This is a genomic window from Paenibacillus endophyticus (genome assembly GCF_014192395.1).
Lineage (GTDB): Bacteria > Bacillota > Bacilli > Paenibacillales > Paenibacillaceae > Pristimantibacillus > Pristimantibacillus endophyticus.
Genome location: NZ_JACHXW010000022.1, coordinates 104243 through 126020, shown reverse-complemented (window position 1 = coordinate 126020; position 21778 = coordinate 104243). Strand labels below are relative to the sequence as shown.

General features: G+C 45.2%; 17 protein-coding genes. 6 read left to right on the top strand and 11 right to left on the bottom strand.

The annotated features are described in order from the left end of the window. Positions 1–741 precede the first annotated feature (741 nt). The 5 genes from FHS16_RS26135 to FHS16_RS26115 all read right to left on the bottom strand — a co-directional run bounded on the left by FHS16_RS26135 (position 742) and on the right by FHS16_RS26115 (position 4367). The gene (locus FHS16_RS26135) at positions 742–1230 is read right to left on the bottom strand and encodes a GNAT family N-acetyltransferase (RefSeq protein WP_183569730.1); all 489 of its coding nucleotides are present in this window, start codon (positions 1228–1230) and stop codon (positions 742–744) included. A gap of 118 nt (positions 1231–1348) precedes the next feature. After that, entirely contained in the window at positions 1349–1825 is a 477-nt protein-coding gene (locus FHS16_RS26130) for a small multi-drug export protein (protein WP_183569728.1), read from the bottom strand. Between the two features lie 57 nt (positions 1826–1882). Further along, the gene (locus tag FHS16_RS26125; RefSeq protein ID WP_183569726.1) at positions 1883–2137 is read right to left on the bottom strand and encodes a MerR family transcriptional regulator; all 255 of its coding nucleotides are present in this window, start codon (positions 2135–2137) and stop codon (positions 1883–1885) included. A 49-nt stretch (positions 2138–2186) separates the two neighbouring features. Further along, complete coding sequence (locus FHS16_RS26120; RefSeq protein ID WP_183569724.1) at positions 2187–2825, bottom strand: GOLPH3/VPS74 family protein; 639 nt, start codon at positions 2823–2825, stop codon at positions 2187–2189. 885 nt (positions 2826–3710) lie between these two features. Beyond that, positions 3711–4367: a DUF4085 domain-containing protein gene (locus tag FHS16_RS26115; protein ID WP_183569722.1), complete on the bottom strand. Its 657-nt coding sequence runs from the start codon at positions 4365–4367 to the stop codon at positions 3711–3713. 184 nt (positions 4368–4551) lie between these two features. On the opposite strand from FHS16_RS26115, the gene FHS16_RS26110 reads away from it, so the two are divergent. The 5 genes from FHS16_RS26110 (at position 4552) to FHS16_RS26090 (ending at position 8139) form a co-directional block, all read left to right on the top strand. Beyond that, positions 4552–5430, top strand: a complete 879-nt coding sequence (locus FHS16_RS26110; protein ID WP_246431974.1) for a sensor histidine kinase — start codon at positions 4552–4554, stop codon at positions 5428–5430. Beyond that, entirely contained in the window at positions 5417–5953 is a 537-nt protein-coding gene (locus tag FHS16_RS26105; RefSeq protein ID WP_246431973.1) for a response regulator, read from the top strand. The genes FHS16_RS26110 and FHS16_RS26105 overlap by 14 nt, the downstream gene beginning before the upstream one ends. Before the next feature lie 83 nt (positions 5954–6036). Beyond that, positions 6037–6927 carry a CPBP family intramembrane glutamic endopeptidase gene (locus FHS16_RS26100; protein ID WP_183569720.1) on the top strand — a complete coding sequence of 297 codons (891 nt, stop codon included), beginning with the start codon at positions 6037–6039 and terminating at the stop codon, positions 6925–6927. 176 nt (positions 6928–7103) lie between these two features. Next, positions 7104–7397 carry a Dabb family protein gene (locus tag FHS16_RS26095; RefSeq protein ID WP_183569718.1) on the top strand — a complete coding sequence of 98 codons (294 nt, stop codon included), beginning with the start codon at positions 7104–7106 and terminating at the stop codon, positions 7395–7397. Positions 7398–7752: 355 nt separating this feature from the next. Next, on the top strand, positions 7753–8139 hold the full coding sequence (locus tag FHS16_RS26090) for a hypothetical protein (protein WP_183569716.1): 387 nt from the start codon (positions 7753–7755) through the stop codon (positions 8137–8139). A gap of 337 nt (positions 8140–8476) precedes the next feature. Here FHS16_RS26090 and FHS16_RS26085 read toward each other — a convergent pair whose 3' ends face one another. The 5 genes from FHS16_RS26085 to FHS16_RS26065 form a co-directional block, all read right to left on the bottom strand. Then, positions 8477–13675 (bottom strand): discoidin domain-containing protein, encoded by a 5199-nt coding sequence (locus FHS16_RS26085; RefSeq protein ID WP_183569714.1) that lies wholly within the window; start codon positions 13673–13675, stop codon positions 8477–8479. Positions 13676–13771: 96 nt separating this feature from the next. Then, complete coding sequence (locus FHS16_RS26080) at positions 13772–14818, bottom strand: glycoside hydrolase family 130 protein (RefSeq protein WP_183569712.1); 1047 nt, start codon at positions 14816–14818, stop codon at positions 13772–13774. Between the two features lie 30 nt (positions 14819–14848). Beyond that, entirely contained in the window at positions 14849–16381 is a 1533-nt protein-coding gene (locus FHS16_RS26075; protein ID WP_183569710.1) for an extracellular solute-binding protein, read from the bottom strand. 75 nt (positions 16382–16456) lie between these two features. Beyond that, positions 16457–17341 (bottom strand): carbohydrate ABC transporter permease, encoded by an 885-nt coding sequence (locus FHS16_RS26070; RefSeq protein ID WP_183569709.1) that lies wholly within the window; start codon positions 17339–17341, stop codon positions 16457–16459. A gap of 10 nt (positions 17342–17351) precedes the next feature. Next, positions 17352–18290: an ABC transporter permease gene (locus FHS16_RS26065; protein WP_183569707.1), complete on the bottom strand. Its 939-nt coding sequence runs from the start codon at positions 18288–18290 to the stop codon at positions 17352–17354. A gap of 287 nt (positions 18291–18577) precedes the next feature. Here FHS16_RS26065 and FHS16_RS26060 point away from each other — a divergent pair, with 287 nt between their 5' ends. Then, entirely contained in the window at positions 18578–20917 is a 2340-nt protein-coding gene (locus tag FHS16_RS26060; protein ID WP_183569705.1) for a helix-turn-helix domain-containing protein, read from the top strand. A 184-nt stretch (positions 20918–21101) separates the two neighbouring features. Here the strand turns inward: FHS16_RS26060 and FHS16_RS26055 are convergent, their stop codons facing one another. Then, positions 21102–21728 carry a histidine phosphatase family protein gene (locus tag FHS16_RS26055; protein WP_183569704.1) on the bottom strand — a complete coding sequence of 209 codons (627 nt, stop codon included), beginning with the start codon at positions 21726–21728 and terminating at the stop codon, positions 21102–21104. Positions 21729–21778 lie beyond the last annotated feature (50 nt).

Here is a 21778-nt window from a genome sequence, read left to right as displayed (position 1 = left end):
ATGGGGCGGTTATTTGTCATGCATTTTTACCAGTATAGCATCCTTCGTTTACTTCATTAATAATTAAATATTGACAGGCTATTAGCTGGTATAGCGTAATGAAGCAGCCGATTAAGTAGTCGGCTGCTTCTGTTTTTTAATGGCTATCGTTTCCGGTTAGCTTAATTTGTTACGGTAATCTTCCAACCAATTTTTTTCAATCCATGCATCTTTATTATTTGTTGCTATACAATTAAATGCCTTTTTTGCACTTAAAATATTCATGATAAGCGGTCCAAACATACTAACATTATCTGTGATTTCATTGAGTTGATTAGAAAGTCCCTTTGAATCTTCAACAGCTGTGTCGCCATAATAAATGGATTCGTAAGAATTTGACTGCGCGGTATACGTTAGCATTTAGTTGTCGGGATCGACATCGCGGAAGCGAGTTCTAGCAAATGGACTGGACACGACAATAATCCCCCCTTTATTTCCGTGCGCCCTCATGTAAAATGAAATCCTCTAAAGCCATTTACCCGTTGGACATTTGTGACATTCACAAAGTAAGGATAAACCTCTGGTGAATAATTCAACAAGAACCCCCAATAGTTTGGGGGATTCTTCCCTAGAATCCATTGGCTTATCCTTCCAGTCAGCGTAATGTAGCAGCTGATCGTTGTCGTCGACTAATTTCGTGTTTTTTATTGAGCTAACGTTTCCCGTTTAGTTTAATTTAATGAATTACTTCTTAAAATTGCACTAACCCAACAAAGATAAATCTTTTATAAACCAAGCGTCCGTAGCATTATGTTCTGAACCATCTAGTGGTCTTTCAAGTTGTTGGAAACCTAATTTGATGTAAAGGAGATTTGCTGCTTGAAGTTTCTTCATTGTTTCTAAGTAACATTGTGTATAGTGCTTCCTCGCGAAGTCGAGTGCCACTTTCATAAGATCCTTCGACAGACCCATACCTTGAGATTCCGGTGTAATGTATAGCTTTTGCAACTCGCAAATTCCCGGTTCCTGCCCAAATGGTGCAATACCCACACCGCCTACCACTTCATTTTGTTCATTCATGGCAACCCAATATTTTGAATTTGGTTGTTCCTTGTAAAATTGTGCCAGAGTGCTCAGTTGCGTGTCAAAATATGCTGTTCCCGGAATGTTTAGGTTAAATGATTCCAATGAGCGTTTAATAATTCTCTCTATTGATTGATTGTCTTTTTCTTCAATTTCTCGTATTTGCATTGTTCCATTCCCCAATATCCAAATAATTATTATCTATTAACTCTAATATATATTATTCGACAAACAATTAAAAAAGCCTGATTTCTCAAGCTTTTTCGCTTCATAACCTATTTATTGTTTATAGCCAATTAATGTATTGAAGGCCATATACAGAGCCAACTGTCATAAGAATCGACCAAATGACTAAACTAATTCCCATCCAAGTGATTACGTTGACTTTAGATGAACCAAGCAATAGAGCTGTTAAAGCAGCTATATCTGTTCCAAGTAACGCTGGCGAGAGCAAAGCAAACACCGGAAGGCCGTATTTCTCCCAAATATGTCTAGCTCTCGTTTCGTTTTTTGATGGCTTTAATTTCCCCTTTTTCTCTCTCCGTTTATTACGCCAATTAGAAATTTGTCCAAAAAACATGGCAAAAACTAATACCATAATAAAATTCCCTAAAAAAGCAATGATACCAACGGCTGCAGGTGACATATCCAATACAATACCTACTGGAATAATATAAAACACATCAAGAAATGGCAATATTGATATTAAAAACAACACGATGTATTGCCAAATTCCATCTGTTTGTTGAACCCATTCAACCATTCTATAACCACCTTCTGTCATAAAAAATTCAGTTCGTACCCCAGTCAGAGTTCACCGTTATAATTTTTCTTTAATTTGTTTTATTGTCAATCCTTCTTCTTCTTTCATTACACGAATTTCCTCAAGTCGCTTTATGGATGATTCACGTGGGTATCTTCTTGTCAGTCTTGTATCCTCTTGCTCAAATGCGATCATATTCTCTTCCGTGTAATATTTAATGGTACTGTATCGAACTCCAGAAAGTTCAACCAACTCACTGACACTCACATATTCTGAAGATAAAATTTTATCTAAACTTCTTTTTCTCCCCATATTTTTTCTCCCTTTATTTGTCTTGCCTATGTTGCTGCAACACTTGAAGCTATAATCCGGAATCTAAATTTTGAATAATTCTGTTGATCGTTATGATTTTTTTATAAATGTCCTCCTTACGCAACACGTCCAATTTTTTTCTTAACGTTTTTTGTTCATAATCAGAAAAATAATCGTTAAGCATGTTTTTATTATTCAAAAATAACACTAAGGCTAATGTATCTTCTTCTACATTCCCATGTTCTAATAACTCAGCTCGAATTTTCTCCACGATGTGATTCCGTGCATTTGCAACATCCGAATATTTTTTTACTGGAACAACCAATAAAACTTCCGTATTTTCAATCTCTAGAACGCCTTTATCTACAAGGCTTTCTACAACCATTTTATAAAGCTCTTTTTGTCTATAGTAAAAGTAAGAAACCCACTCCTCTAGCTTCTTTGGTTTCTCAGCAGTTATAATTTCGAGTGTTCTGTCAAGATAGCTTTCACCTGTGGATGTTAAGTTAGAAATTCTGACGGTATCATCATCTTCAAATATAACGTTGCCATTTATAGAAAGCTCCACTATACAAGCCATTACCGTGTACAAGGCAACATGCATACGAAAAATAGACTTTAGTTTATTGGTTTCACGATCTAAAGCAAGTAATACAAACTCTTGAGGGATTGATAAATTCTTTAACAAAGCAGTATCATCCTTTCAGAGACCTTTAGTTTCGCTACTTACTACTTACTACTTACTACTTACTACTTACTACTTAGCAAATATAATATTGGATTACGTACAAAAAGTCAAAAGGTTTAATAACTACTATTTCAAATCACATCAATAAGACTGTTCTTATTCAACAATCGTCCTTTCGATTTCGGCGGCTTGTAGCTTACCACCGGTAGAACACCGAAGAGGAATGCACATCCCACATGGACGCCGATAAACAGTAGTAAATGATAAAATAAAGAAGTCCAATTCCCCCCCCCCCTTTACTCACGCCTGTTTTTCTCCTCGCTGCCCGTTCTTTTCATACCAATCATTAATATTCTCAATGTATGTCATCGTTTTCCGATCAAGACCGTATGTTTTTACGTCCTGATCCTTATCCGGTTTTAATAAGTTCCAGTACTTTTCCAACAAGTTATCGTTGCCTTGAAAGTATGCGGAGGTTAGCTGCAAAATCCGCTATGCTAACCGCTGGGATACCGGGGAATCGAATGGTTCGTTTAATTTGTTTAATCTCCCTCAATAACTTAATCCATCGTTTCGTATTGTCATCGCCGCTTGTCATATCGGGGAGATTAGTCTTAATGATCTTTTGTTCTTCTTTTGTAAAATACCACTGTTGAACGTTTCCAGCGCTCTAACTGAGGAATATCCTGTTATTCCTGCTGAATTTCTTTAATTTTGGACAGCTTAATCCCTAGCTACTTCAAAGCAACATAATATTCTTAGAAACGATTGACCAACGGTGTTCAAGTAATCTGCCCATAGGCTTAACAAAGAAAAGGAACAGATGCCGCGGCGCCTGCTCCCTGACCTGATTGAACTAACGTTCGCGGTTAGCTGAACCATGAATTACGATATAATCTCGATATTAACGTTTTTCGCTGAGATGGTGAATTCCATTAATGGACCATCTAATAGCACATGAAGTTCAAAACCGGTTTCTGTAAGGTATACTTCATCATAAAGCCAGCCGCTACCTACGCTTAAGTTTGTAGGTTGGACATTCTTTACTCCCGTAAAGGTTAGCCTGACATCTGTTAAATAATGATAGCCGCCTCTGCAATCCAACGTCATGATAAACATGTCCTTCGAAGGGATCTCAATCGAAGTTATTTCGGCATCATGTAATGATTTATCAATCAATTGTATAACAAACTCTGGGAGTGAGCCTTTTATGGATTCGTAGTAGTTACGGTACGTAACCCCGATCGCTTTCGTTCGCTCATCATACTTCATTTTCCATTGGTCAGCCATTTTTCTAAGTTCATCTGAAGGAAATTGCGAATTAATCGTTCCGTCTTGAATATAGGGATGAAAGAACGCCGGGAGATATTTTAGCAAGTGTTCTTTTTTATCCTCCAAATTGCACCTGCGAATTTCTTCGAAGTTCAAACCCTCCGATAGATGCCAAGCAATGTCGTCTTCCCAATCTTTCTTCGTTTCAGGGAAAACCAAATATCCTCTTATCTGCATTTCTTCATACAACTCTTTAGTGAAATATTTCATTCTTTCCTCCTAATCTCATTTCGTTGACTCCCTATGAATAGTTGGTTGACCGCCTATCTTCTGTTCTAAACATTTACTTATGCGATAGGCAGAGTGATTAATCAATACTTCATAAAAAGGATAATGAATTTAGATTCATCCTGATCTGACTTCAAAAGCGAACTATTTGCTGCCGAGTCTTACAATGGGCTACTTATTGACTAAGAAAACCCTTTTGATCATTCCCATACTTGTTTTTATTCCTTTTTCCTTTCAGTTTTACCTAAGATTATCTTGGGAGCAAACTCTAAGTATCGGAGCAGACAATCTGCTGTTCTGCTTCATCGGCATGTGGGCAAGCTTTGTAGCCAATGCGTATTATCAGAAAAATAAACTGGTAGCTGATGTAGAGCTTCAAAATAAACTGTTAACTCACTACTCGGCAGAGATCGAGAAAATGACTTTGCTTGAAGAGCGCAACCGCATGTCCAAGGAGCTTCATGATACATTAGGGCATTCCTTTATCTCACTCATTCTGAGCCTTGATGCTTCTATTACCCTTATGGATAGCAAGCCTGCCGAGGCCAAAGATCGGTTAATTCGCTTAAGAACATTGGCTGAGAAAAATCTGGACGAAATGAGAAACATCGTACACGAGATGGGGGAAGAAGAGGAGTCAAGCCTGATCCGACAGGTTGAATCCCTTGTGGATCGTTTCCGGGAGCACACGGGTACGGCCCTGACTTTGAGTCTTCCGGCGACAGAGCGGCCCATACGTTTTGAAGTACGGCAAGCGATCCTTCGGGTCATCCAGGAATCCTTTACAAACGCACTAAAACATGGAAAGGCTTCTCAACTGCATCTAGAGCTTAAATTATCTGAGAGCAATCTGCAATTGTCCGTTCGAAATAACGGCAAACCGATCGACAAGCTAAATTATGGCTTCGGCTTGACCACGATGAAACATCGGGTTGAGCGGTTGGGAGGCAGCCTACACCTATCATCTGGGGAGGGAACTCCAGTGATAACCGAAGTCAGATGCGAAATCCCGCTGAAGGGAATGAGGCCGCATGTTGAAAATTAAAGTGCTGCTTGCTGATGATCAAGAGTTAATTCTCGAGAGCTTACATATCGTCCTGTCCATGGAAGAGGATTTGGAAATTGTCGGTTTAGCCAAAAATGGGGAAGAAGCCGTAAAGGGCTGCGAGCAGTTCATGCCGGATATTGTGTTGATGGATATCAATATGCCAGTCATGGACGGCGTTGCCGCAACGGCCCTGATTAAAGAACGAATACCTGCAACCAAAATCATCATGCTGACTTCCTATAAGGAAGTAGAATATGTGTTAGCGGCGTTAAGCTATGGCGCAGAAGGATATCTGCTTAAAGCCCTTCATCCCAAAGACCTGGCCGCAGGCATACGGGTGGTTCAGGCGGGAGGGACATTAATCACGCAAGAAATGGCGAGTAAAATGATCAAGAGCATCAACAATACCACCCCTGCGAAAAATAATGAATTCGGGCTCACTGCCCGTGAAATCGAAGTGCAACATAAGCTGGCAACCTATAAGGGTTGCCAGCTTTTTTTGAATATAGCCATAGAATAAATGATGACAAAAGCGCACTGCCTCTTTATGACTTTTTCATCCTATACTCATAACATCAAACAACAGAGGAAGCGGTGAAAAACATGAAGAAAAAAAAATCTGAAAATAAAGAGAAGCGGCAGAATGGCAGGAATTTAAGCGCTCGGAGTTCATTTTGGCGCTTTCCAATTGTCTGGATGATTGTGGGGGCTATTGGTATAGTTCTCATAGATACGTTATTCCGAAGGCTGACAGAGCAAGTAGATGGGTTGATTTCCCTTGTTTTTACACTGGTGATGGGATTTCTGGCCATCTTGGCTTATAAGCTCACGCTGACATACCTTGCCCGGCGGTCCACTCCAGAGATATCTAGTCAGCGCGCAGGGATTGAAACTGTCCTTGGCATACTAACCGGGACAATCTTTATCACAGGGTCCGCTTTTATTATTATGGCTTTGGGAGGTTATTCCTTTCAATGGGCAAGTTCTGCGGATTCGAGTTCTGTTCTAATAACCTCCATTGAAGCAGCTTTAGGAGCAGCCATTGTTGAGGAGCTTATCTTTCGTGGACTTATGTTTCAAGCCATTGATAAATTGGGGGGGAAACCGCTCGCACTCGCTGTGACCTCTCTATTCTTTGGAGTTGCCCATCTTGGAAATACAGGAGCAACCTTATACAGCGCGTTCGCCATAGCTCTGGAAGCAGGTGTTCTGCTCGGAGCCGCCTTCTTGTGGCGGCGGAACTTGTGGTTTGCCATTGGACTGCATTTTGCTTGGAATGCCATTGAAGGCTTGCTTGGGATTCCTGTTTCGGGACACTCTGCTGCCGGTCTATTTACTGTGAAAGTGAACGGTGCCGCACTTCTCACAGGTGGCGATTTTGGACTTGAGGGCTCTATTGTACCGGTTGCGGTCAGTCTTCTGATTTCCATACCTATGCTAATTTGGACTGCACGGAATCGAGGAGTTGAGGCCCGGAACCTTCCTGTATCATAGTAACGGCAGAGAAACATTTACAAGATTCAAGACGAATGACCCGATTAGGTACCTATTTGTATTATCTGAATTAAGGCGCAACAAGATGTTGAGTAATCACGAAGTACTGGAAAAGCTCGCCTGTTTCATGCTATATTGCTTAAAGTTATAGATGTTGAGGAAAGAGGGATCTTTACATGATCGATCGCATTATTCTCGTGAAATTCGGTGATCAAACGACCCGCGCACAGCTGCAGGAAATCGTGGAGCGATTTCAGGCACTGAAGCAGCACTTGTCTGGTGTCATTGAAGTAAATGCAGGAATTAATTTCTCGGACAATAACAAGGGCTACCAACTCGTGCTTCGCGTCCGATTCGAAGACAACGCTGCGCTGGAGGCTTACGGCCCGAATCCGCATCATCAAGCGGTAGCAGCACTCATCCGCGAGTATGGACGGGAAGATAGCATCGCGGCCAATATCGAAGTGTAACAAAAAAACAGCGAGGCGCTTTGCGAGGCGTTCGCTGTTTTTTTTGTTTGCGTTAGGTTTTATTTGCGCAAGCTTCGTCGGCGTAAGCCTCGACTATAATAGACATATAAAACCTCCGCAAATCAGATGCTCCATTTTAACTAATCGTTATACTTCTCCCAATTTGAGGTTTTTCCCTATATCTCCTATGCAAACCTGCCCTTATTTGAGTTGCACAACGAAATCCAGAAATTATTAATTCTTTATCATTTGCTTAGTGACTAAAAAAAGCCCCTTCTAACGAACAGTATTATATATAACGAGAATGGTAACAGCGCCATATAAAACTATTCCCGTTACTAGGAGGGGAAAATCTATGACAATCCAACTCGCTGATCGTATCAAACACTCCGTTCATAATAATCACAATATACTTTCTATTATGGCAGAAATGATCGCAACTATGGAGAATGACGCCAAACTTAAAAAAGAAATCCTATTTAAAGTCGATGAAATCAGTATGGAGATTTCCAGAAAAGATAAGCTCTGTTATGACGTAGTGAATGCTAATCGTAATAACGGTGACTATTACAAAGCTAAAATGGTATGGAAACAATTTAGAAATAGAATAGAGCATGCCCTTGGAGAGCTGAATAAGCGAATTCAAAGGACAAGATACCCTGACGAGTGGTATGAGACATATGAACTCCTTAAGCGTCGAGCAGCTTTACATGATGATGACGTGGAAAGATTAGAGGGGTAGAAGTTATTGAGCGTATCATCTAACATTTAGATTTTCTCCAACGTCTTGGCCCTAACGTATCATTATTGAATGATATACAGACTTCGGAAGCCGCGACTCTCCAATGTAGCCATCGGCACTTCCTTATAGACAAAAACCCCCCTTCTCCGTTTAAAAACGTCGAAGAAAGGGGGTTGGAAAAACTCAAATAATCGATTAACTTTGGATTTACGAGGTCGGCATGGATTCTTCCGATCCATTTTCTCACATCACAGTGCCGGTCTCTCCGTCCTCCTCCTTATCACTTCAATTTCCTTCAAGCGGGTTCTCCCGTCCGAATTTGTTTTGCCTATTATTCCTAATCCTTGGTTGCAAGCATCCGGAGCAGAACCGTGACCGTTTCCGCCCTCGTCGCGACATTATTCGGGAAGAAGCCGTTGCCGCCCTTCCCCTGCATAATCCCCAGCTTTTTCATCTCGGCTGCCGCCCCGACGGCCCAGTCTGGAATGTCGCGATCATCAGCGAATCCGGCGGAATCGGTTTCAGATACTAAGTTTAATGCTCTCGCCAGCATTACGGCCATTTCTGATCTTGTCATGGCCGAATCCGGACGGAAGTTGCCGTCCTTGTCGCCCTGGATAATACCTAAGCTTGCAGCTTGCGCAACAGGTACCCGAGCCCACTTCCCGATTCGGTCCGCGTCTTTGAAGGACAAAACTGCTTCTTCGTTCTGAAGCTTCAGTGCTTTTGCCATCATCACCGCGAATTCAGCGCGCGTCACCGTACGATCAGGCCGGAACGAACCATCCGTGTAACCTGTAATAATTCCTTTCTTTTCAGCTTCCAAGATATTAGCTTCGGCCCAATGACCGTCAATATCCGCGAAGGTATGGCCGGGTACCGGAACGTCCGGACCATCATTCGGATCATCGGGATCTACCGGCGGGGTCACGGGTGTTTCTCCTCCCGAATTGCCGCCGTCGTCTTCGTTTGAACGCGCTCTAGCGGAAACGTTTATTTTCCCCGTAACGGACGGATTCGCGGTCAAGGCGGCTGTAATCGTCACTTCTCCGGCAGTGGACGGCGCCGTAAAGATTGTGCTAAGTCGACCGTTTTCGTCCGTTACTGCTTTAGCCGTTTCGATGCTGCCTGACGAAGCCGCAAATTCGACCTCCACGCCAGAGACCGAAAGATTGTCGCCGTCGTAAACAATTCCCGTAATGGACACGTCGTTTCCGACAATCACAGAAGACGGCGTAGCCTGGAGTTCGATTAGAACGGGCACTTGTACGGCCTTAATAATGGAAACGGTAACCGTATCTACCACGATCGGATTCGCGGTCAAGACAGCTGTTATCGTCACTTCTCCGGCAGCGGACGGCGCCGTAAAAACCGTGTTGAACTCACCGTTCACATTCGTTAAGACATTAGCGTTTTCGATGCTGCCTGACGAAGCCGAAATTTCAACCTCCACGCCGGGAACCGGAAGATCGTCGCCATCGTAGACAACTCCCGCAATGGACATGCTGCCTCCGAACGTAACGGAAGACGGCGCCTCCCGGAATTCAATCCGAGCGGGCACTTGCACGGTCTTGTTTACGTAAACGGCTGTTGTCTCTCTCACGGACGGATTCGCGGTCAAAGCTGCCGTAATCGTCACTTCTCCGGCAGTGGACGGCGCCGTAAAGAGCGTTCTGAACCGGCCGTTCACATCCGTTACCGCACTCGCGTCTTGGATGCTGCCCGATGCTGCCGTGATCTCGACCTCCATACCGGATACCGGAAGACCGTCGCTATCATAAACGACTCCCGTAACGGTCACGTCGTCTCCGAACTTCACAGAAGACGGGGTCGCTTGCAGTTCGATTCGAGCAGGTACCTGTGCAATTGGTTTCACGGACACAGTAATCGTATCCTTCAAGGACGGACTTGCTGGCAGAACGACCGCGAACGTCACGTCTCCGGCAGCAGACGGCGCCGTAAAGACTGTGCTGAATTGGCCATTCTCGTCCGTTACTGCCTTAGCAGTTTCGGTGCTGTCCCACGAAGCCGCGACCTCGACCTCTACGCCGGATAACGGCAGATCCCCGCTGTCGTAGACAGATCCCGAAACTGTTACTTCGCCTCCAACCGTCACGATAGACGGCGTTGCTAGAAGCTCGATCCGAGTGGGAACCTTTTGTGCCTTTTCGATACCGTACACTTTAAACTCCCAGAGCGAGTAGCCGTATGTGGACGCTCTTTTTGTGCCATTCATCTTGACGTATCTTGCCTTCACTGGTTCGAAGGAGATTTTATCAATACCGCCTGCTCCGGTTGTGGTACTGTATACCGTAGTCCAATTCGTCGTGTCGTCGGAAACCTGAATTTGGTACTCCTTGCCGTACGCGCTTTCCCAATGGAGATCTACCTTCTGGATAGGTTTGCTATAGCCGAGATCGACGTAGATCCACTCCGAATCGGAATAGTTAGATCCCCATCGGGTACTCAGTATGCTATCGACAGCATTACTGGGAGCCACGTCCGAGGCTCTGACCGAGCTTGCTACTGCCGGCACGCCATCCGCAAGGTTTGGCGATAGAGATTCATACACTTCGAATTCCCAAAGCGAGTAACCGTATGCGGTCCCTCTCTTGATGCCATCCATTTGAACGTATCTCGCCTTCACCGGTTCGAAGGAGATATTCTCGGTTCCGCCCGCTCCGTTCGCCGTGCTGTAAACCGTAGTCCAATTCGTCGCGTCCTCGGAAACCCTAATCTGGAACTCCTTGCCGTACGATTCCCAACGCAGAACGACCTTCTGAATGGTTTGGCTAGAGCCCAGATCGACGTATGCCCACTGCGAATCGGAGTAATTAGATCCCCATCTGGTATTCACAATGCCATCGACAGCATTATCGGGCGCCACGTCCGCGGCTTTGAACGAGCTTGCCACGATTGGCTTGCCTTCCGCAAGATTGGGCGATAAAGCTTCATACACTTTAAACTCGTAAAGCGAGTAACCGTTCCCGGTACCCTGCTGAACACCCTGCATCCGAACGTACCTGGCACTGACCGAATGGAAGGATATCTGGTCGGTTCCTCCGTCACCCATCGTCGTCGAGTAAACGTCCTCCCAGACGACAGCATCGTCCGATACTTGAATTTTATAACTTTTCCCGTACGCGTTCTCCCAATTCAGCCTAACTCTATTGATCACATATTGATCTTGCAAATCAACGTTTATCCACTCATTGTCCGAATGATTCGAACTCCAATACGAAGTTCTATAAATATCTGTAGCATACGAGGAAGCATGGTTATTCTTGCTGGATGAAGCGGCCGCTCCTTTATCGTAAGCGAGATCGAACTCTCTATCGTCGATGGAGACGTTCTCGTTCAAAGTGACGCTTCGGCCTGTGAACGTATCTTTGCCAAGCTTGTAGCTTGTAGTGGATGTTTCCCCGTTGCGATTCAATGTCACGTTCACGATAATACCTGGCGTTTCGGGATTGGACACCGAAATACGGACAGGAGATACGGATTCGTCAACGATAACCATCGCGGGTTGATCTACTTTGACGGTAAAACCGTCTCTCACCGTCACTGTTCCGGCTTTATAGAAAAGCATTTCCGCAATGCCCAGCGTATTATGCCGAACAGCCTGAACCGATGGTGTATTCGAAAGAATACGGATCGGGTTGTCGCTCGCGTAGCTGCTGACCTCTTCGGAGGTTTTGTTCGGCAATACGATGTATTGGTAGGAGGCGTTTGTTGGTTTCACGCCATGGTCGAGCCAAACCGAAAAAATCGATTGAGTAATCGGTGCCGTAGAGCTTCCCGTGATGACGTCGCTCCATTTCCCGGTCTTCGTCTCCCTTTGCACCTTAAAATCCGTTGGATTCGGGAATACGTAGCCGATATTATCGTTATAAGCCCAACGGCCGTTCGTTTTCATCAGTCCATCCGCGAGCGGATTGCCGTCTACGAGAACTTCTCCAACCGCTTGGCTTTGATTCAATGTCGTGTGTATGGAAGCGGCATTCGTCGAAGTGATTCCCGCGCCAAGCGCCACCATTTCATTATCGAAGAAGAAATAGCCTTTCTTCCCGCTTGTACTCAGCTTGTTGAAATCAAACGCAGTGGCGCCATAACGCTCATCGGACACGCCTCCTACGAATGTTTTGGGGTTGTTGAAATTCCCGTCTTTCGTGAGCGCGTACGGGGCCGTCGTTCCTGGAACATGAGCCCAGTCCATCAGCGGGTAGATGGGTCTGTATTCGTCGCCAGTTCTCTGTATGGCAGTGGCTCCTTGCGGCGTCCAGTACAACAGATTATATCCGCTCGGATGAATCGTTCTCCATTCGCCGCCTTTGACCGTGCTCGAAGACATTTTGACCGTAATTCCATAGTCATTGCGCATATGGGAGGATACCAGCGTCTGCCATTGCGTCATATTGTTGGCGTCCTGTCCGTTGCTCGTGCTTGTGCCAACTTGGCGAATATTGTTCAGGAAACTCGCAAACTCCGCCGCCCTCGCCGGGTTGGCCGCTAGCATCCACTGCAACGGATCTTCATAGAAGGTTAATGCCGCGCTTTCATAATCCGGCCAATCGGGTCCATTCATCCCCATGCCCAGATCGGCAACATCTCCCCTCACGAGATACCTGGTGCCGTCCAATAAGTAGGATGATAACGAATCGATCGCAACCTTGCTGTAAGAAAAGATGGTACCCGAGGTAACGTACGCCCAAAAGGACATATCTCTGGCAAAGCTTCTTCCATAGCCCGTCGTATAATTCGTTTTGCCATGCATGAAGAAAGACATGTCCGACTGGATTCCCGTCACGGTCGTCGTCACGTTCGACAGCACATTAAACGCATTCACTGCCTTCCGAACGATCTGGGCATCTTCCAGCAATAAGCCGCGGAACATATAATTTTGATTGTACCAGGACGAGTTGGCGCCATCGATAGTGTTCGGCTCGCTGTCTAACGTGGCTATAATATTGGAAGATTGCGTTTCAGTTAAATAGCCTTCGCACAAAATCGCGATTTTCTCCAATCTTAGTTGTTTGCCGATGCCGGTCTCCCACCAGTTGGTTGAAGTCGGCTTTACCGTAAACCAGTAGTCCAGCGCTTTTTGAATACCAGCTATCATGGTTTCGCTACGATAGTATGGACTACTCGGGTCTGCGAACGCCTGAGCCATCGATTGCATCCGATCTAAAGCAAGGTATGGCGACCAAGCTCTTCCATTGGCGCTGGAGCTTGTATTCGCGTAATCGACATCCCCCCAGCTCCCATTAGCGTTTTGACTCAACAAGTAAGTGCCAGCCTGTGACTTGAAGGTCCATTCTACCCGACCGTTCGTTCCGTCGTTTATGATATCTCTTGAGATGTAGAAGGCTACTATCCGCTCTTTCATCAATCTCATTTCGGCGATTTCTTGAGCATCGTTCGTCACCTCGGGAGTACTCGCCGATGCGGGCGAGTAGAACCAAATGGACGATATCATTGAACAGACAATAACAAGACATGTCCACCTCCTTACAAACCTTTTCATTTTATCAGTCATACACATGCACTCCTTTGTTCTTCTAAACTGAATAATAATTGACAACGCTTTCAGATCAGGAAATTGAAGGAGGCAGTTCGCACTGCCTCCAATCCTTTAAGAAAGCGTATTAAATATATCCTCCAACGGTATGTCCACTACGGCCATTACTTCGTCCGCTGCACCGTAATACATGCGGACCGTTTGATCCCACAACAGGGCTCCACACGAAAACACAACCTTGCCGAAAAATCCATTCACCTCATATGCAGCTTCCGGCTCCAATACGGGGAAACGAGATCTTGCGATAACCTTGGACGGACTCTCCAAGTCGAGCAGCGCCGCGCCCATACAATAGCGATGTGTGCTATCCGCTCCGTGATACAACACAAGCCAGCCGCGTTCGGTTCGAATCGGAACCGCGCCGCCGCCCATACGAGCGGAATCCCAGCCTTGCTCGCTTAGTCCCATTAGTAAGCGGTGATTCCCCCAATGGTCGAGATCGGGTGATTCGGCGATCCACATTTCGGGAGAGCCGAATGATTTCGGCACCGGACGGTGCAAGGCGTAGTATTTGCCGTTTATTTTTTCCGGGAAGATCATGACGTCCTTATTTTCAGGAGCTAGCATAAGCCCGCGACGCTTGAATGTTCGAAAATCTCGGGTCTCCGCCAAGCCGACGCCAACGCCGTGCGCGGACGCGGCGCTGTACGTGATATAATAGATGTCCCCTAATTGAGTCACTCGCGGATCCTCAATTCCCCAAGCTTCAAGAGCGCTCTCCGGAAACAAGGCCGGCTGCGGTTCGATGTCGAAATGAACGCCGTCCTTGCTTCGCGCCACCCTGAGATGGGATAAAGATGTGAGCATGACCGTGCGTCCGTCCTTTGCTATGAAGCGGGAGTCGGAGAAATCGTAGCTCGGATCGGACTTATCATAGCACTCTACAAGTACATCGGTACCCGCTTCGTTCAGCAGGGGGACAAGCACCTCGTCCGCCTTGTCCGATACCGGCGCTTCCGAAATGCGCAGTAAAAGGATAATTTCATCCCGCAACTGCGCAACGCCTGCATTAAACACACCCAGCACTCGAAAGTCGGGGCGGGAGGGCACAACATCCTCGACACGGATAATAGGATTTTGCGCGCTGCGTTTTATGTTCATGTGAGATACCTCCTTCAGTATTTAAGTCTATTATTTACCGGATATAACGGCATCGATTTGCGCTTGTATTTCATCGATTACTTTTTGTCCGCCGAGGCTCGCCATTTTTTCCTCCAGCATCATCTTGCCTTGATCGGCAGGCAGCACGCCTTGGCTGAGCGGCAAGAAGATCGAATCGTGAAGCGGCGTAATCTTCGCATATTCCGTCTTCACCTTCTCCGCGTTGAAGTTGAAGCCCGAAGTAGGACTAAGTGTGAAATTAGCCGGGTTGGTTGAGAAGTCGAACCACTTCTTGTCGTCTGCCATCATCGTGTCCGCCGTGCGGGTCAATGTTGGCCGCCAAGTCAGTACATAGCCTGGGAACGTATAGCTCGATAGAATCTTATAGCTCGATTCACCGACCGGCTCCCAGTCCTTGCCTTCAATACCGTATTCCATCAAATCGTGGTTTTCCTTAATCGACAACCAATTAGCGACGTCCATTGCCAAATCGGCGTTCTTGGATGAAGTCGGGAAGCAAAGGAAATTCCATTGCTGGAAAGCGGTATACGGCTTGGCCTGATCACCGTTCGGAACGAACACCTCAAGTTTGTCGCTGCCGTCTTGCAGCATTTCCGAATATTTCAATCCTTCCACACCATCAGTCGAATAATAGGTAGCCGCATATTTGCCTTGCTTGAACAGCGTTTCTGCATTTTGCTCCTGAGCGATATTTTTGGAAAGTATGCCGTCCTTGTAGTATTTGGTGACGCGTTCATAAGCATCGGCAATCATCGGGCTTGCCCATTGACCGACTACTTTCTTGTCTTTGGTTGAATAGGCGAACATGTTGACACCGATCTCGAGCACTTCATCGAGCGCCTGGTTAGCAGATTCGCTCAGAATAAACGGAAGCTTATCGGCTTTGATGCCGTTAATGACGAAAGGTTTAACATCCTTCTCGTTTTCCTTGACCGCATACAAAAATTTCTCTAAATCGTCGAGCGTTTTCAACTCAGGAAGTCCGTATTTCTCGCGCAAATCTTTGCGAATCAGCATGCCATAGAGCTGTCCTTGTGTGGTACCGAGCGGAATGCCCATAATCTTTCCATCGAATTTGTTATACTCCCACATCTCACTCGGAATAGATGCTTTTAGTTCCGGACGCTCGGCCACCATGGCATCCAGTTCCTTCAAAGAATTGCTGGCAATCATCTGATTCATCGATAACCATGGTGCATCCAGATACATATCGAATTCTTCCCCGGCAGACATCTTCACGGATAGAGCATTCCCATAATCCGACCACGGCAAGAAATTGATATTCAAGGCCGCTCCGACATTGTCCGCTTTCAATTTGTCGTTGACCGCCTGCAGCACATCATCAAAGCCCGCCGGTTTATCTCCTGGGAAGTAAGCTTTCAATGTAACTGTTTCCTTCGGAGCGGATGTAGCGCTATTCGAATTCGATGGTGAATTCTCTTCCTTGCCGCCATTCTCCGAATTGCCTCCGCAGCCCGCCAACATCAGTGACGAAGCCAATACCAATGCCGTCGTCGCACCAAACCATTTTTTTAAACTCATTCTTTTTACCCTCCTTATGTTTTGAGAAAACGCTTTGATTAACCGGGGAACCCGATTAATGCCGATAATCCTCACTTACCCTTTAACCGCACCTACTGTAAGACCTTTGACGAAATACTTCTGAAGCATGGGATACAGCAAGACAATCGGGCCAATAGTCAGTACAGTTGTCGCCATTCGCACGCCGTAGGTTGGCGGTGTAACGGAAATGGCTACTGCAGAGGGAATGAGATTTTTAGCGGCTTCCATATTGGATACCATCCGGCGCAGAATCAACTGCAGTGGGAACAGCTTCTCATTGTCAACGAACATCAATCCCATAAACCAGTCATTCCAGTAGTTTAGAGCATAAAAGAGACCGACGGAAGCTAGAATCGGCTTCGAAATTGGGATCATGATTTGGAAGAAAATTCTCATTTCATTCGCTCCATCCATTTTTGCGGCCTCCTCTAATTCTTCGGGAATCGTACGGAAGAAACTAACCAGCAAAAAGACGAGGAACGGTTGGCATAACATTGTTAGAATGAGTACCCAAACGGTATTCTGCAAATGCAGCCACTGACTGACCACAATGTAGAACGGAATGATGCCTCCGGAAAAAAGCATAGGTAAATAGACAAAAATCAGAAAAGGCGATCGCAAGACATTCCGCTTGTTGGCCAGAGAATAACCGAGCATAGCGGAAATGCACAACGCGCTTAAAGCACCTACGGCGGTTATAAAAATCGTGACCGCATAGCCGTTGAACAACACATCCGATTGCAAAACCGCTTTATAAGCGTCCAGCGATAATTTTTGCGGAAATAATGTATACCCGTGCGCAATCAGTTCTCCTTCGTCCGTAATCGATCCGATAATCATCAGCAGAAAAGGAAACAAACAAAATAAGGTGAACAATAAAATGAACGTATAGGCAAATACCGTAAAAGTTCGATCTGCAGCGCTTTGTTTCTGTCTCATCGTTATTCTCCTAAAATAAAGCGGATTCTTTAGACACCCTTCGAGTTACCCAGTTGGCGGCAATGACGAAGACTAGACCCATAACTGACTGGAACAAGCCAACTGCCGAAGACATACCAAAGTCGTGCAACTGTCTCATGGAGCGGAATACGAAGGTGTCGATGACATCGGTAGTCGGATAGAGCAAGGAATTATCACCGATGATGGCATAGATCATGGCAAAGTCCCCGTTGAAAATTTTACCTACAGCCAGCAAAGTCATGATCATTATAGTTGGAACGAGCAACGGCAATGTAATGCGCAGCACAATCTGCAGCTTGGACGCCCCGTCAATCCGGGCAGCCTCGTACAAATCCTCCGTTATGCCGGTAATCGCGGCCAGAAAAATAATAGAAAGATAGCCGGCTCCTTGCCACACGCGGATCACCGTCAGAATGTAAGGCCACAGCTTCGACTCAAACATCCAGTTGACCGGTTCCAAGCCGACATTTTGCAGCCAGGCATTGATCATTGGCTCTTCCCCGCCGAATAAGGATTGGACAATCATGCCTACCACAATCCAAGACATAAAATAAGGAAGAAAAATGAAAGATTGCGAAATTCGTTTGAAATAGACGTTGCGAATTTCATTGAACATCAGCGCAATTAATACCGCAGCCGCCGTAGTAAACACGATGAACAGCACGTTTAACGTCAGCGTGTTGCGCAGAATTACCCAGAAATCATCTGAAGTAAAAAAGTAATTGAAATTTCTAAAACCGACCCAATCACTTCCTGTAATTCCTTTGGCATAATTGTAATCTTTAAAAGCAATCATAATCCCGTATATGGGAAAATAACTGAATACGAGAAAGAACAGCAGTCCCGGTACGGCCATAGCATAGAGAAAAGGATTCCGAATAATATGCTTCAGTTTTGACCCACGCCTTGCATTAAGTTGGTATTGCATCGTTTTGTTTCCCTCCTTTCAAGTTGTATGGCATCGTTTTGTTTTCCTCCTTTCATCGAGACTATAGTCACATCGTCGTCCCGTTCTATGCCGTAACCTTACCAAGCCCGCGCCGCAGCGGCAATTCCAGCAAACTCCGATTTTTCCTGCAAACGCAGATTTACGAACCTCCTAAAAACAACACTATATCGAAAAGAAACGATTCTGCTTACGGAAATGCACCTTATGCTATACTTAATCCACCATTTTATGAAATCGGTAATTATGATTACGGGGGTTCCATTGCAATGAAATTCAGACTTCCACTCCTCGCACCATTGAAGCGGCATCCTACCTATATGAAGCTTATTTTTTATTTTGTCAGTGCAAACATTCTGGTGCTGGGTATATCTTTTGTGCTGCTCTATTGGCAGTCTTCCAAAACGCTTCTGGAAGAGATCGGTGATCATTCTGAATCCCTGCTAGTGAACGGCGCCCGGAACACAGCGCGACTGATGGAATGGGCTTTGGAATTCAGCTTCTCCTCCAGCGATGACAGCACCCTCAAGGTGTATGCCCTTTCGGATCAATACAGCGATTTTGAAACCTTTGAGGTATGGAGCAAGCTTATGAATATTAAGAACGCCAATCCGTCCATTGATTCGGTATACCTAATTAACGATTACACAAATACCGTAATAGATTCCAGGCTTGGGTTGAATGATGCGGAAGCTTTTTACGATCAGGACATCATTAAGCGGTTACGGGATCCGGATACAGCGGACCACAGTGTTCTCATACCAAGAACCTTGTCCATTCCTCTTATCGGGAATAAGCCCAAAGATGTAATTACTATCGTAAGATTTTACGAAAAGGGCAGTTCCATCTCCGCTCTCGTTCTGAATGTGGATACTCATAATTTAATGACCCTGCTTCAAAACAATTCGAATTATGCCAAACGGTTGATTACGGTTCTGAATGATAGGGATGAGACGGTTTTTAGCAGCACGCCTTTGAATCAAGAACAAATTGCAGAGTTCAGGAGCCACAGCAGTAAGGGAGAAAGCGGATGGAAGATCTTTCAGCCTCGGAATCAGGGAGAGCAACTGATGGTTTACGCAGACTCCTCCATTAAAGGGATTCAGGATTGGACCTTTATCGAAACGATCCCGATGCCTGTTATATTGGGGAAAATTACTGTTCTCCGCAACACAAGCATGTTCCTGTTCTTCATCCTGTTCGTAGCGTCTTTAACTGCTATCGTTCTGATTTCCAAACGAGTGTACTCGCCTATTCAAGAACTGATTAGCAGAATAATGCGGCAGCATCAGGCTGAAAAACCCGGCGAAGGACATAACACAAACGAACTTGACTACTTATCCAGTGTGTTTACATCCCAACGCAATCAGATTCATGAACTGACCGAACAATGGCGGCATAATAAAATTTTGGGCAGGGAGCGGTTTTTACGGGATTTTCTGGGGGATATTTACCATTCGGTAGAGGAGATAGGTTCTCAATTTCAAGAATGGGGAATTGATTTACCTGAAGATCATTTATCGGTGGCCATCTTCCGAATCGATCAATTCTCACAATTTTCGAAAACCTACACGGAGAAAGACCGGCTTCTGCTCCGATTTGCAATTTCCAATATCATTGAAGAATCGCTGCAATCAACTAAGTACGGGCTGCAAACGGTAGACATGGGGAACGATCACGTGGCGGTTGTTTTATCGGCTCCATTGTCCGAAGAATTTACGAATAAGCTGCAGGTAACCCAACAGTTAATAGAGCAGTACTTGTCAATCGGCACGACCGTCGCTTGGGGCAGGACGCTGCCCAGCCTGACCGACATGCATGAAGTATATATGGAGACTTATGAACTGACGCAGGAACGGTTCCGATTGGGCCCCGGATCGCTCTTCGTAAAAGCATGGCTAGCTGACGTGCCCGGAGAACTGTATCATCTGCCTGTGGACAAAGAGAGGCAGATCGCTCAGGCTATTTCCAAGGGTAATGCAGATGTGGTTCTGGAGATAATACGCTCAGCTGTAGTCAAGCTGCGGATACTCCCCTATTTTGAATGCAAAATGTCGTTGATTACCTTGTTTATGGACATACGCCGACTGATGCAGGAGCACTCCAGCCAGCCTCTGCCCAGTTCATGGGGGCTGACTTCCTTCGAGAATCAGATCATACAGCAGGAAACGATGGAAAATGTGGTGCCATGGATGGAAGCGTTAGTAACGAAGACACTTGAAGATATTACGGCTGCCCGCAGTCAATCCAAAAACGCAGCCCTCATCGAGCAGGCGGATCAGTTTATTGAAGAACAATTAACCGATCCGAACTTGTCCGCCAAAATGCTGGCCGACCATCTGGATCTGTCGGTGAACTATTTCCGCAGTTTGTATAAAGCAGAGACAAACCAGTCCATTACGGATATGATATCGGCGAAGCGTCTAAATTACATTTGTCAGGAGTTGCTTGCCTCCGACTCGCCGATCGAGCAGATCATCCATAATTTCGGATTTTCGTCGCTTAACACGTTTTATTCAATCTTCAAAAAGGTATATGGAATGACGCCTGCCCAATATCGAAGGTTGTATAAAAATGGAAATGCAGTGGAGCGTGAAATAAACCGGTAAGTATCAGTGAAGTTTACCCCCTATAAAGGACATTGGATACCCCCCTCAGGTAAACGATTGAAATTATAGGGGGTGCATTGGTCACCGATGTCACGCAATATCGGGTATTCGACAATCGAATCTACCTATCCGTGATTAAGGAACGACGATGGAGAAACTTAATTTTAGTAATACCAAAGCAGTGCTAGTTTAATAAAGACAAATGTGAGGAGTCATTAAACACCTCTAAGACATTTTGGTTAAAAGCGTTTCGAGTCAATACAGAAATGCTAGCTGGTGATGCAGAAAAGTATGCGGTTCCTAGCATCTGTTCGGAAAATTGTAGCCACCATGCGGTTATATAGGCTAGGGTACCACCATGGGTTACAATCAATAAATTTTTCTTATTTGTTTCATATAGTAACTCTAAGCAGTCACAAACTCTCCTATAAAACTGTCTCCAGGTTTCACCATTTTGAAATTCTTGATAGTCCAAGTCAAAGCTACTGCCTGTTCTCGGATTTCTGTTAGCACTCGCCCATTCTTTTGTTTTACCTGCCGCATAACCCGTGTTGATTTCCCGAAGTTCCTTGTTTATGTTTACATCAAGTCCCAGTTGTTCCCCTATGATCTCTGCTGTTTGTGATGCCCTCAATAAATCTGAAGAATATAGGATGTATTCACTACTGTCTAAACCGTCTCTCAGTTTTTTTGCGATAATCTCAGCCTGTCTTCTACCTAGTTCTGTGAGCGGTGTATCTGTCCATCCCCCTGACATTTCGTTTATGTGATGCTCTGACTGACAATGTTGTACTAAAATGATTCGTCCCATTCCACTTCTCCTCTGATTTAAATTGTAGTGTAATACAACGAACCAAAATA

Excerpts from the sequence above, each read along its gene's own strand:
- FHS16_RS26135 (WP_183569730.1), bottom strand. The coding sequence starts at position 1,230 with ATGCAAATACGAGAAATTGAAGAAAAAGACAATCAATCAATAGAGAGA.
- FHS16_RS26130 (WP_183569728.1), bottom strand. The coding sequence starts at position 1,825 with ATGGTTGAATGGGTTCAACAAACAGATGGAATTTGGCAATACATCGTG.
- FHS16_RS26125 (WP_183569726.1), bottom strand. The coding sequence starts at position 2,137 with ATGGGGAGAAAAAGAAGTTTAGATAAAATTTTATCTTCAGAATATGTG.
- FHS16_RS26115 (WP_183569722.1), bottom strand. The coding sequence starts at position 4,367 with ATGAAATATTTCACTAAAGAGTTGTATGAAGAAATGCAGATAAGAGGA.
- FHS16_RS26110 (WP_246431974.1), top strand. The coding sequence starts at position 4,552 with ATGGGCTACTTATTGACTAAGAAAACCCTTTTGATCATTCCCATACTT.
- FHS16_RS26105 (WP_246431973.1), top strand. The coding sequence starts at position 5,417 with ATGTTGAAAATTAAAGTGCTGCTTGCTGATGATCAAGAGTTAATTCTC.
- FHS16_RS26100 (WP_183569720.1), top strand. The coding sequence starts at position 6,037 with ATGAAGAAAAAAAAATCTGAAAATAAAGAGAAGCGGCAGAATGGCAGG.
- FHS16_RS26095 (WP_183569718.1), top strand. The coding sequence starts at position 7,104 with ATGATCGATCGCATTATTCTCGTGAAATTCGGTGATCAAACGACCCGC.
- FHS16_RS26090 (WP_183569716.1), top strand. The coding sequence starts at position 7,753 with ATGACAATCCAACTCGCTGATCGTATCAAACACTCCGTTCATAATAAT.
- FHS16_RS26085 (WP_183569714.1), bottom strand. The coding sequence starts at position 13,675 with ATGACTGATAAAATGAAAAGGTTTGTAAGGAGGTGGACATGTCTTGTT.
- FHS16_RS26080 (WP_183569712.1), bottom strand. The coding sequence starts at position 14,818 with ATGAACATAAAACGCAGCGCGCAAAATCCTATTATCCGTGTCGAGGAT.
- FHS16_RS26075 (WP_183569710.1), bottom strand. The coding sequence starts at position 16,381 with ATGAGTTTAAAAAAATGGTTTGGTGCGACGACGGCATTGGTATTGGCT.
- FHS16_RS26070 (WP_183569709.1), bottom strand. The coding sequence starts at position 17,341 with ATGAGACAGAAACAAAGCGCTGCAGATCGAACTTTTACGGTATTTGCC.
- FHS16_RS26065 (WP_183569707.1), bottom strand. The coding sequence starts at position 18,290 with ATGCAATACCAACTTAATGCAAGGCGTGGGTCAAAACTGAAGCATATT.
- FHS16_RS26060 (WP_183569705.1), top strand. The coding sequence starts at position 18,578 with ATGAAATTCAGACTTCCACTCCTCGCACCATTGAAGCGGCATCCTACC.
- FHS16_RS26055 (WP_183569704.1), bottom strand. The coding sequence starts at position 21,728 with ATGGGACGAATCATTTTAGTACAACATTGTCAGTCAGAGCATCACATA.